The organism is Streptomyces sp. A18 (assembly GCF_059026065.1).
The window spans coordinates 1-10,561 of sequence record NZ_JBWLKL010000084.1 but is presented as its reverse complement, the minus strand read 5'-3'; the positions used below and the strand labels follow the sequence as shown (position 1 = coordinate 10,561).

At 67.8% G+C, this 10,561-nt stretch carries 10 protein-coding genes and 2 pseudogenes; 9 read left to right on the top strand and 3 right to left on the bottom strand.

Features of this window, described 5'->3' with window-relative positions; all coding sequences use genetic code 11:
• Positions 1 to 759 (top strand): IS5 family transposase (locus AC5P1C_RS43105; RefSeq protein ID WP_493871481.1); only part of this gene is annotated, 759 nt, incomplete at its 5' end.
• Positions 760 to 1,227: 468 nt separating this feature from the next.
• Positions 1,228 to 1,770, top strand: a pseudogene (locus AC5P1C_RS43100) (ATP-binding protein).
• 173 nt (positions 1,771 to 1,943) lie between these two features.
• Here the strand turns inward: AC5P1C_RS43100 and AC5P1C_RS43095 are convergent.
• Positions 1,944 to 2,648 (bottom strand): dienelactone hydrolase family protein, encoded by a 705-nt coding sequence (locus tag AC5P1C_RS43095; protein ID WP_493871480.1) that lies wholly within the window; start codon positions 2,646 to 2,648, stop codon positions 1,944 to 1,946.
• Positions 2,649 to 4,054: 1,406 nt separating this feature from the next.
• On the opposite strand from AC5P1C_RS43095, the gene AC5P1C_RS43090 reads away from it, so the two are divergent.
• Both AC5P1C_RS43090 and AC5P1C_RS43085 read left to right on the top strand, forming a co-directional pair.
• A complete protein-coding gene (locus AC5P1C_RS43090) occupies positions 4,055 to 4,858 on the top strand; it encodes a SigB/SigF/SigG family RNA polymerase sigma factor (protein WP_493871479.1) in 804 nt (267 codons plus the stop codon).
• Between the two features lie 126 nt (positions 4,859 to 4,984).
• Positions 4,985 to 5,794 (top strand): endonuclease/exonuclease/phosphatase family protein, encoded by an 810-nt coding sequence (locus AC5P1C_RS43085; RefSeq protein ID WP_493871478.1) that lies wholly within the window; start codon positions 4,985 to 4,987, stop codon positions 5,792 to 5,794.
• Between the two features lie 102 nt (positions 5,795 to 5,896).
• Here AC5P1C_RS43085 and AC5P1C_RS43080 read toward each other — a convergent pair whose 3' ends face one another.
• Positions 5,897 to 6,136 carry a hypothetical protein gene (locus AC5P1C_RS43080; protein WP_493871477.1) on the bottom strand — a complete coding sequence of 80 codons (240 nt, stop codon included), beginning with the start codon at positions 6,134 to 6,136 and terminating at the stop codon, positions 5,897 to 5,899.
• A gap of 257 nt (positions 6,137 to 6,393) precedes the next feature.
• Here AC5P1C_RS43080 and AC5P1C_RS43075 point away from each other — a divergent pair.
• The 5 genes and pseudogenes from AC5P1C_RS43075 to AC5P1C_RS43055 all read left to right on the top strand — a co-directional run.
• Positions 6,394 to 6,701: pseudogene (locus tag AC5P1C_RS43075) on the top strand (hypothetical protein); the annotation flags it as partial.
• 332 nt (positions 6,702 to 7,033) lie between these two features.
• A complete protein-coding gene (locus AC5P1C_RS43070) occupies positions 7,034 to 7,468 on the top strand; it encodes a hypothetical protein (RefSeq protein WP_493871476.1) in 435 nt (144 codons plus the stop codon).
• Positions 7,469 to 7,660: 192 nt separating this feature from the next.
• Entirely contained in the window at positions 7,661 to 7,921 is a 261-nt protein-coding gene (locus AC5P1C_RS43065) for a hypothetical protein (protein ID WP_493871475.1), read from the top strand.
• A gap of 83 nt (positions 7,922 to 8,004) precedes the next feature.
• Entirely contained in the window at positions 8,005 to 8,757 is a 753-nt protein-coding gene (locus tag AC5P1C_RS43060; protein ID WP_493871474.1) for a DUF6766 family protein, read from the top strand.
• A gap of 639 nt (positions 8,758 to 9,396) precedes the next feature.
• Positions 9,397 to 9,738 carry a DUF5133 domain-containing protein gene (locus AC5P1C_RS43055; RefSeq protein WP_493871482.1) on the top strand — a complete coding sequence of 114 codons (342 nt, stop codon included), beginning with the start codon at positions 9,397 to 9,399 and terminating at the stop codon, positions 9,736 to 9,738.
• A 579-nt stretch (positions 9,739 to 10,317) separates the two neighbouring features.
• On the opposite strand, the gene AC5P1C_RS43050 is transcribed toward AC5P1C_RS43055, so the two are convergent.
• Positions 10,318 to 10,561 (bottom strand): hypothetical protein (locus tag AC5P1C_RS43050; RefSeq protein WP_493871473.1); only part of this gene is annotated, 244 nt, incomplete at its 5' end.

Below are 10,561 nucleotides of genomic sequence, written 5' to 3'. Positions count from 1 at the left end.
GGGCCGGGCACGGCCGCCCGGGTGCACGACCTGCGGGAGATCGTCAACGCCATCCTCTACGTCAACCGCACCGGCATTCCATGGGAGTACCTGCCCCACGATTTGCCGCCCTACAAGACCGTCTACGACTACTACGCCAAGTGGGAAGCCGACGGCACCACGCAGCAAGTCCACGACCTGCTCCGCGACAAGACCCGGCAATCCCACGGCCGCAACCCCCAGCCGACCGCGGCCGTGATCGACGCACAGAGCGTGAAGACCTCGACAAACGTTGCCGAAGCCAGCCAGGGGATCGACGCCGGCAAGAAGATCAAAGGCCGCAAGCGGCACATCATCACCGACACCCTGGGACTCGTATTGGCCGTCCTGGTCACCGCCGCAAACGTGCACGACACCGTCGGCGGCAAACTCCTCCTCGACGAGCTGGCCGCAGCCCACCCCCGCGTGTCCAAAGTCTGGGCCGACGGCGGCTACCAGAGCAGCATCTTCAACCACGGCGCCAGACACGGCATCGACGTCGAGGTCATACAGCGGACGCGGGCCAAAGGCTTCGAACCACTCCCGAAGCGGTGGGTGATTGAGCGGACCTTCGGCTGGCTGATGCAGCATCGCCGCCTGGCGCGGGACTACGAAGCGCTGCCGCAGAGATCCCGCACGATGATCCACTGGGCCATGGCTAACAAAATGGCCCGCGAATTGACGGGAGAATCCACACCAACCTGGCGAATCGAAACGGACATGCCGAATGTAACGCCCTGAATGGTGATCAGATGCCCTCTAAGTAGAGCCACAACTCCGAGCTGTTGGGGAGCCGGTGATTCTCCGGTGAGTTCGGGAGCCAGTTGGTGTGATGGTGTGGCACATGCCGCTTTTGGAGTAATCGTGGGTGGCTGCGCCGTTCGGCCGTCACGCTGTGCCTGTTGATCACAGTTCAGGTCAGGGAGACCGATGGTGAACAGGTCACGTGAGTGGCTGTTCGAGAGGATCCGGCGGGCTCGGCGGGAACAGGGGTTGTCGGGGCGGGAGCTCGCCGTACGGTTCAAGGTCTCGCGGAACACGGTGAAGAAGGCGTTGGAGTCGCCGGAGTGCCTCCGAGGCGGAAGTCGCCACCGCCGCGGACGAGTGTGCTGGAGCCGGTGAAGGGCTTCATCGACGCGATGCTGCGCGAGGACTTGGACGCGCCACGGAAGCAGAAGCACACGGTCCCGCGGATCATGGAGCGTCTGGCTGCCGAGCACGGAGGACTTCGACTTCGCGAAGAACCCCAACGTCACTCCCGAGGTCGTGGCGGACCTGAAGTCCCCGACCTGGGTGCGCGAGGGCCGGCCGCTGGTGCTGATCGGCGGCACCGGCAAGTCCCGTCTGCTGATCGGCACCGCCATCGCCGAAGTCGGCCTGTCCGTCCGCTGCACCACCATCAGCGCGCTGGTGAACGAGCTCGCCGAGGCCGACGCGGCCCGTCGCCTTTCCCCGCCTATCGCCCGCTACAGCAAGTTCGATCTTCTATGCCTGGATGAATTCGGCTATCTCAACCTGGACCGCAAGGGCGCGAAACTGCTGTTCCAGATCTTCACCGAGCGGGAGGAGCGCAAGGCCACCGCGGTCGCCACCAACTCGCCGTTCACCGAGTAGGACAAGACCTTCGGTGACGTCCGCTTCTGCGCGGCCATCGCCGACCGGATCACCTTCCGCTGCACGCTGATCCAAACCGGCACCGACTCCTACCGCTTCCAGTCCACGCAGGACTCCCTCTGCACAGACACGAAGTGACGCCCAGCTAAACCCCTGACGTTTTCCCCGAGGGACCCGAAGTACAGCGTTCACGTGCGGGATCCGGCGAAAGACTGGATCGACGCGATGCTGTGCGAGGGCCTGAGGCATCGGTGGTGCCCGCGGTCACTGTCCGTCGGCACACCGCGGCAGGCCGTCACATCCCCGTGCGGTTACCTGACGTGCCGGCGGAGGAACTCCACGGTCTCCGTCCAGGCCGTTGCTGCTGAAGCCTGGTGATAGGAGGGGCGAGTTTCGTTGAAGAAGGCGTGCCCGGCGGGGTAGAGCCGCAGGTCCGGCTCGATGCCGGAGCCCCGGATCGCGTCTTTCAGGGCGTCGAGGGACGCAGGCGGCACGGTGCGGTCCTCGGTGCCGTAGTGGCCCAGGATCTGGGCGCGCAGGCGGGTGAAGTCGGGAAGCGTGTCGAGGACTCCGTAGAAGGGGACTGCGGCGCAGACGCGCGGGTCCTGGGCGGCGAGGCGCAGGACGAAGCCGCCGCCCATGCAGAAGCCGACCGCGCCGACCGTCTGCGAGGTGGTCTCGGGACGGGACAGGAGGTAGTCGACGCTGCCCGACAGCAGGTCGACACCCCGCTCCACCGGGAGCGCGCGCATCATCCGCACTGCCTCGTCGGCGTCGTGGGCGACGTTGCCGCCGTACAGGTCGGGCGCGAGCGCCGTGAACCCCTCGGCGGCCAGGCGGTCGGTGACGTCCGCCATGTGATCGTCCAGCCCCCACCACTCCTGGATGACCACCGCTCCCGGCCCCCGCCCCTCCCGGGGAACGGCCAGGTACCCATGGGCAGTGACGTCCCCGCTCGCGAAGGTGACGTTTTGACGGACCGCACGTCCTGTGGGACGAGGTGATTCCTGCGACACGGTCGCCCTCTCCTTACTGCCGGATACAAGCGAACCCGATCACAGCACACCAGAAGCCGCCCCGCAGCAACGGCGCGCAGACCGGCGCTGGTCGGCAAGCTCGCACACCACACCGCAGGACCGTCTCCGCACTTCGACCATCACGCCGGACGGCACAGCGGCCCCTCGCACACTGGCCTATTGGGAGGCAGCCCCAGGGCCGACAGTCACACGCTACCGATGCACCCGCCGCGGCATCATCGAACACTCCGCACCAGACCCCTCAGCCACCCGATCAGTGGCTCCTGATCTCGCCGGAGTGGCTCCCGAACTCACCGAAGACCCCCGCCCACGGCCGAGTACACCACCGCCCCGAACGGGCCAATCCTGGCTCCCGTTCACACCGGAGCGATGGCTCTCATATGACCCGATGAAATCAGCCCGCCGCTGGAGCCGATGCTGGCCCAGGACCGCGACAGCCCGACTCCCCCCGGCGCGCGCCCCCCGGGGATCTGATTTCCCAGCCCAAGTGGGATGGTTTTCGCGCGATCGTCTTCACGCCCTGCCCGGCGCCCGGGCCCTGCGCTGGCGCAGACTCGCCGCGGCAACCTCATCCAGGACCGGTACCCAGATCTGGCGCCCGGACCGCTCCCGGTGGTGCCGGGCCAATGATCCGGCAAGAGACCGCTGATGATACCGACGGATGCGCGAGGTTCATACGCGCGCCTTCGGAGTACATTGCACGACCGCCCCTCCGGCGACCTAGGGCCTTACTCCAGTAGTGATCACGAGTCAAGGGGGACGGTGCGCTGAGGCCCCGCTCGGTCCGATCCTGAGCCCGCCCGAGAGCGGACACCCATGGGAGGACGCTGCGGTTCTCCTGATCGTGGGCGGCGCTGAGCTGCCTGCGGGGCGCGTTGCCAGCGTCATTCTGTCGAACCGGTAGCGCGATTCTTGGCCGGGGCGGGACACTGGCGGCCCGGGCCTGGACCCCGTGCCGGAGGGCGGTCCTTGCATCCAGACCCCGTGCAAGGGTCCCCGCGGACCGGAGCGAGCGCGACCACCGCCGCTCCCCGCCGGCAGTCGCCTCGCCTCGTCCCTGGGCGCCGCGTTGCGGGAGCACGCGGCGCCCAGGAGAGCACACAGAGTGGCTACCCTCGGCCGATTCACGCCATGCCGCAGGGCTGCCTCAGAGGCCGCCATTGTCGTAGCGAGCGGCCGTAGGCACCGCGGCTGGGCGGAATGGCGCCGGTGGGGGAGAATAGGGGTGTGTTTGCTCGCCTCTTGCAAGGGCAGGCGAACTCTCAGTGCTTTGGACAGAAGGCACGCCCGTGGAGGCCGCATGCGGTTGACACCGGTGGTGCTCAGGCGCGGCGCGCACTCCCACGGTGATCCATGGCACCTCTGTGCAGGGAGTTGGCGATCTCATGCCCACCACCGCAGTGGCAACGCGAAGCAAACGCCACGATCACCACGATGCCCCGGACACCGCGGCGGACTTCCGCAGACTGTGCGCCCTGCCTCATGGCCCCGAGCGGGACGCGCTGCGCCAAGAGCTTGTCTCGGCGTGGCTGCCCATGGCCGAACGGCTGGCCGCCCGCTTCCGCAACCGCGGTGAGTCCTACGAGGATTTGGCTCAGGTTGCGGCGTTGGGTCTGGTCAAGGCCGTCAACCGCTATGACCCCGATCGCGGCTGCCCTTTCGAGGGCTATGCGATCCCCACGATCAACGGCGAGATCAAGCGTCACTTCCGCGACCACATGTGGGCCCTGCATGTGCCGCGCAGCGTCCAGGTGCTGCGCAACCGTGTGCGTGTGGCCGAGCAGGAGCTGGCCGGGACGGGTGCGGGACCTGCCCCGACCCTTCAAGAGATCGCCGACCGGGCAGGGATGACTGAGGACGAGGCACGCAGGGGACTTACGGCCCTCAACAGCTTCAAGACGCTCTCCCTGGACACCGGCCAGCCCGGCGCCGAGGACGGCGGCTCGCTCGTTGACACGCTGGGCTCCCCGGAGCCCGCGCTGGACATCGCCATCGACCGCGAGGCTGTCAAGCCCTGCCTGCGGGCGCTGCCCGAGCGCGAGCGGGCCATCCTCTACATGCGGTTCTTCGACGACATGACGCAAAGCCGCATCGCCGAACAACTCGGCATCTCACAGATGCACGTCTCACGGCTCATCAGGAGATGCTGCGAACAACTGCGCAAGGAAGCCCTCCAGGACGCCGCGTAGCCGAGCCACGCCGAAGTGCAGATGCGGCGACTGCCGCCGGGACGGCGCCGCGGTGTAGGGCGCTGGTGCCGCTGTGATGCTCGGGCCGCAGGGGTGCGGTGTGGAGAAGGGAGCTGTATGAGGCGAGTGCGCGTACTGACCATGAACGTACTTGAACCGCGTTTCGCCGACGGTTCGCTACGGCGCGACGTGTTGACCCGTGCTGTCCTGGCAGAGGCACCCGATGTGCTGGCCCTCCAGGAGGTGGTAGGCGAGGACCTGGACTGGCTGGCCGACGACGGCTGGAACCTCGTGCCGCACCCGAGTTGGTCCGATGAAGGCGTGGGGGCTGTCCTGGCAGTGCGCCGTCCCGTCGGGACGGTGCACGCCGACGTCCTTCAAGTCTCCCCACGGGCCTCGCGCACTCCCTGGTGCGGGGTGGTCGCTGCCCAGGTTGCCTACCCCGAGCCGTTGGGCGGCGTGCTCCTCATCCACCACAAGCCGAGCTGGCCCTACCCCTTTGAACGGGAGCGTGAGCTGCAGGCGGTGGCCTCCGCGCGGATCGCAGAGAAAATCCTCTCTGAAGGAGCCGTGCAACACGCGGTGCTCTTCGGGGACTTCGATGCCCGACCGGACTCGGCGAGTATGCGATTTTGGCGGGGCTTGCAGTCTCTGGAAGGCATGAGCGTCTGCTATCAAGACGCCTGGGAGGCCGCGCGCCCCCATGACCCCGGGCTCACCATGAGCCCGCGCAACCCCTTGGTGCGCCAGGGGGACATGCCCCTGGAGCCGGGTCGCCGTATCGACTACATCCTGGCGCGGTGTGATCTGCACGGCCCGCAACTGCAGGTCGCGCGATGCGAGCGATTCCTCGTTGAACCGGTGGACGGCGTGCAGGCCAGCGACCACTACGGACTAGTTGCCGATCTTGTTGCCCATTCGAAGGTACCCGGCTAGAGCCCGTGACCCACTGCGACACGACGCTGCCCGCGCCGGGCTCCGCCGCATGGCCAACCACGCCGAAAGGCAGCCATGCACGCAGGTGTGCAGGTTGACCCCCTACTCGGCGGGGTCCTCCTCGGCGCGCCAGACAGCCATCCTCGCGGCCATCTCGACCTCACGCCTCGCAAGCCCCGTCACCTCGGCATGCGCCGTGACGGCGGCCTGAAACTTGGCTGTCGCCTTGTGCCACTCGCCCCACTGTGCGTTGTACCCGTCGCCGTCGAGGCCCGCGAGCTTGGCCCGCTCCTCCTCGGCGGAACGTTCCAGCCTGACCAGCGCATCAGGGATGTCTGCCACCAGCGAAGCTTAAGCCGGAACCGCGCCAGCTCGCCTCACCGTCCGCATAGGACATGAACGCCATGGGAGACTGGTGGGAGAGCCGCCAGCCACTGACTGGGGTGGACGCCTCCTGCGGTTGGGGGACCTCGCACAGGAGTGGACCGGATACGCCCCCAGCGCAGCCGAACAGCAGGACCGGATGCCGAGCTCGAGCGGCGTCTGGCCAGGGCGACCAGCCGGTGAGCGAGACGCACATCATCCTGGACGAGACAGCGATGCCCGCGGCCGGCACCGGCAACGTGCTGGCCTCCCGGCTGTTTGACCGGGCTCACGCCGAGGCGGGCTGGTACCTGTACGCCCCCACCTGCGTACTGATCGAAGCAGACCGCGCGCCCCCCGGAACCGCCGAACGCCTCGCTGCACTGCCTCGCGTCACCGCCTGGACCTGCCCGCCGCGCTCGCAGTGGCCCAGCAGGAGACCTGGGCCGGCGCCCACACCGGGTACGCCGCCCAGCCCATCCCGGACCGCCCCGATGGCGCGATCATCGCCACCACAGCACCCCCGCAGTGGGAGGGGCGCCCGTCAACGTCCGGGACGTGGGCCTGTGACAGGGTCATGAGAAGGCGGCTGATCAGGCTACCTGTCCGCCATTGCGTCCTGACGGTGGAAGACGTTGGTCATGTCCTGGATGCTGCCCGACCCCATGCCCGCCGCCGCTGTGCCCGATCCGGCCCTCCCATCCGGTTGGACCGCAGAGCCGAAATGGACGGATCCCGCGCTCAACTTGCCGTGCACACGGACGGAAGAGTGCTACCGCGCTCTCGACGCGGAACGGACATGACGGCCGCGTTTCCCGAAATCCGCCGGCTGCCCTCGCGCAACTGCCACCAGACACGGGGCTCGACGGCGAGCTGGTGGTGTGGGAGGAAGACCGACTGGCGTTCGAGCGGCTGCAGCAGAGGCTCGCCCGGCGCGGCAGAGCGGCGGCCGAGGCAGCGCGCGCGTGGCCGGCACACTGCGTCGCCTTCGACCTGGTTCACGCTGGAACGGATACGACCGGCTGGTCGTACACCCGGCGCCGTGCGGCTCTGGAAGAACCCCGCCAACTGCCTGAGGACTGCTCCAAATACAGCGGCGCCAGTATCGACAGGTGTGCAGCGATGGGTTGGGGAGCGGCCTCGCCCCGGGCCAGCAGCGGATGGAGCGACCCCCATCCGCGTTGCTTCGGTCACGAGTCACGACTACCGGTGAGTCGCGAAAGTTCGGTGCGGCACGGGTCCCAACTGTCACAGGCCGGGAGACGAGGCGTGTCGGGCGGCGGTTTCGGGTACGCGGCGCCCACGATGTGAACCGGACATGTACGCGTAGAACGGGGAGCCAGAGTGAGCGGACCACATCGGCGCCTCACACGGTTTCTCATCCCCCTGTGCGTGCTCCTGCCTGGTGTAGCGTCCTGCGGCGGCCTCGGAGAGCGCGATGCTGGTGCCTCTGCCGCAGCCGCAGCCTTCGAACGGGCGCGGGCTGAGGGCGATGGGGCAGCGATGTGTGCGGCCCTGGCACCGGAAACGCGGGGCGAGGTGGAGGAGTCGGAGAAGAAGGCGTGCGCCGATGCCATCAGCGCGCAAGAGCTCCCGGCTGGGGGCCTGGTCCGCGGTGTGGACGTCTACGGCCGCCAGGCCCGGGCCGTGTTGGCGTCGGACACGCTGTTCCTGTCGCTGTTCCCGGACGGCTGGAAGATCGTCGCTGCCGGTTGCGAGCCTCGCCCCGGCCGTCCCTATCAGTGTGCGGTCAAGGGAGACTGACGCATGCGCCTCATGTTCACGCTCTGCTTGACCATGGTGGTGGGCGGCCTGGCCTACTTCATCGCGGTGGGGTTGATGCAGCGATGACAGCTGCCCAGCCGCCGGCCCCGCGCGACGTACCGAGCCGTTCCAAGGCCGACACCGCCCCTGGGGAGTCACGCGTACACCGCTTCGTCCGGGACAACGGCCTCAGCCTGGGCTTCGGCATCGCGTTCCTGCTCGCACTCGCGGGACAGGCGATCGCGGGGTGGGCGGAGTTCAACAATCAGCTCACCACCGAGGGGCTCGCGCAAATCGGCTTCCTCGCCTACCTCGCGTCCTCCGACTTCGCGGTGGACGTGACGGAGAACTGGCAGTCGGAGTACCTGCAGTTCTTCTTGTACATCTTCGCCACTGTCTGGCTTCTCCAGCGGGGTTCACCGGAGTCAAAGGAGATGCACAAAGCCGGTCTGGAATCGGATCAGGACCAGCGTGTAGGACCTCATGCCGGAGCTGACTCGCCACGCTGGGCAGGGGTGGGCGGGGCGCGCCAGGCGGTGTTCTCCCGCTCGCTGGGCTTGGTAATGGCCTCACTCTTCGTTCTGTCCTGGCTGGCCCAGTCGATTACCGGCACTGCCGCCTACAACGAGCAGCAGCTGAGACAGCTCCAAGCCCCCATTAGCTGGACGCAGTACATCGCCTCCGCTGATTTTTGGAGCCGCAGCCTGCAGAACTGGCAGTCAGAACTTTTGGCTGTCGCCTCCATGGCCATCTTCTCCGTTTACCTGCGCCAGCGTGGTTCCCCCGAGTCCAAGCCCGTCGGGGCCCCGCACACTTCCACGGGTGTCGAGGGATGAACAGAAGGACCGCCCCTCACGTTCGGAGGCGGTGCACCGTGCCGAAGTACTCCGACGAACCGGCCCGCGATCTACTCACTGGCAGCAGAAATGCGCTGCGCTTCGCCAGCTCGTGAGGATTTCACCCTCCCAGATGCCAAAAACCGCGCCCGCGGGGTCGGACAGCAGGGCGCCGCGCCCGTTCGGAAAAGGGGAGGGGCCCCACCGCTGTCGTCCCGCCGCGCTCGCGGGTGGCAGCGCCCGCGTCGGCGGCTGTTCGCTTTGCTGGCGTGCCTCTCCTCATCGTTTTCGACGCCAGGCCAAGCAGGTTGCGCCCCCACCCCACCCACGAGCGGCTTCGCCGGGTTCCTCCGCCGCGTCCTTCGACACCGTCACCGCCGGACTCACCCTGACCTGGCGGTGGGGTGTCGTCGAAGGCCACGTCACAAGGCGGCCGTTTCGCCTCGGCTATGCCGTGAGCGCTGCGTGCGCTGCCCTGCTGCGTAGATCGGTTGGGCGAAGGTCTCTTGGCGACAGGGGTCGCCGGCTCATCGCTGTCAACGCGCGGCAACAGCCAGAAGGAGACCAAAGTCCCGTTACGTACCGCTGAGCGCTGGACAAGCGGTCCGGCAAGGAAGTCAGGGATCCGGCGTGCCGGATATGTGTGAGGAGATGAAGATGCTGCTTTCCATGGCGATCGATCTGCGCCAGGCGTTGGCCCGGTATGCCGAAGCGGTCCTGGAGGATGAACGACGCTCGTCAACCGAGACCGCTCGCTCCCGCGAGGACCGCGCCCACACGCTTTGCACGATGACCAGCACTACGGACGTCGTGGCGGCGATACACGCGGCCACCGCATTTTTGGGGCGCCGTGAAGCTCCGGTGCGAAGGGAGTACTTGGCAGCAGCCCGGCCCCCGGCGGGACGGACTGCGTCAGATGGAACAACGTTGCCTACCTCGACACCGCACGGGAGCAGCGACCGGACACTGCGGGGCAGGTGACAGCGCGAGGGGAGCAATGCGAGCGAATGCTGCTCGTGACCCCCAACGCAGTGGTTCTGCGTGCACTCGTAGGGGGCGGAGTGTGAACGGGCTTGATACTAGAGCGGCTCCGCGGAGGTGGAGCAGTGGGTCGCGGCGCGAGTTGGAATACCGCGACCCGCGCCGTGGGACAGGGCAGCGGCAGCCCGACGACGGCGTTCCTGGGGACGATAACGGAGACACGTACACATCACGACGCGGTAGCTGAGAACCGCCTCGCCCTGTCCGTCCTGCACTCACCCGGCGCAGTCCGACAAGGACCCGGCCGAATGGCTCCCGCCCCTCGCATCGGCCCGCTGCGCGTATCTGGCGGACTGGACCGCCACCAAGCTCCGTTGCGGGCTGGCCGCCGATACTGGGGAACGGACGGCGCTCGAGGAGCCGGCGGCAAACTGCCTGGCCACCACGGTTACCGTCATCCCTGTGTCCTGACACCGACCTGGAGAGTTGGCGGGGCGCGCGCTGCTGTGGACCCGCGGCGCGCCTGCTCCGTGCCCGCCGGCTGAGGGTTGTTGAGCTGCGTGGGGCCGTTGTGAGGCCCTACTGGTCGAGAAGTGATGCGGGGCGGCCGGTACCCGCCGGATGCACCTCAATGTTGCCGTCGGTGTTGAGGAGCGCCCGGCGGCCCGGATAGGTCAGCGTGACCGTGGCGATGTCACGCTCGTCGAAGTCGCCGGTGAAGAGCAGGACTCCGTTGATCAATTCGGTCGTGAAAGCGCTGCTGGGCCACCGGTGAAGACACGCTTCAACCGTCATCGGCCGCTCGGGTGGGGGGAGGTCGGGA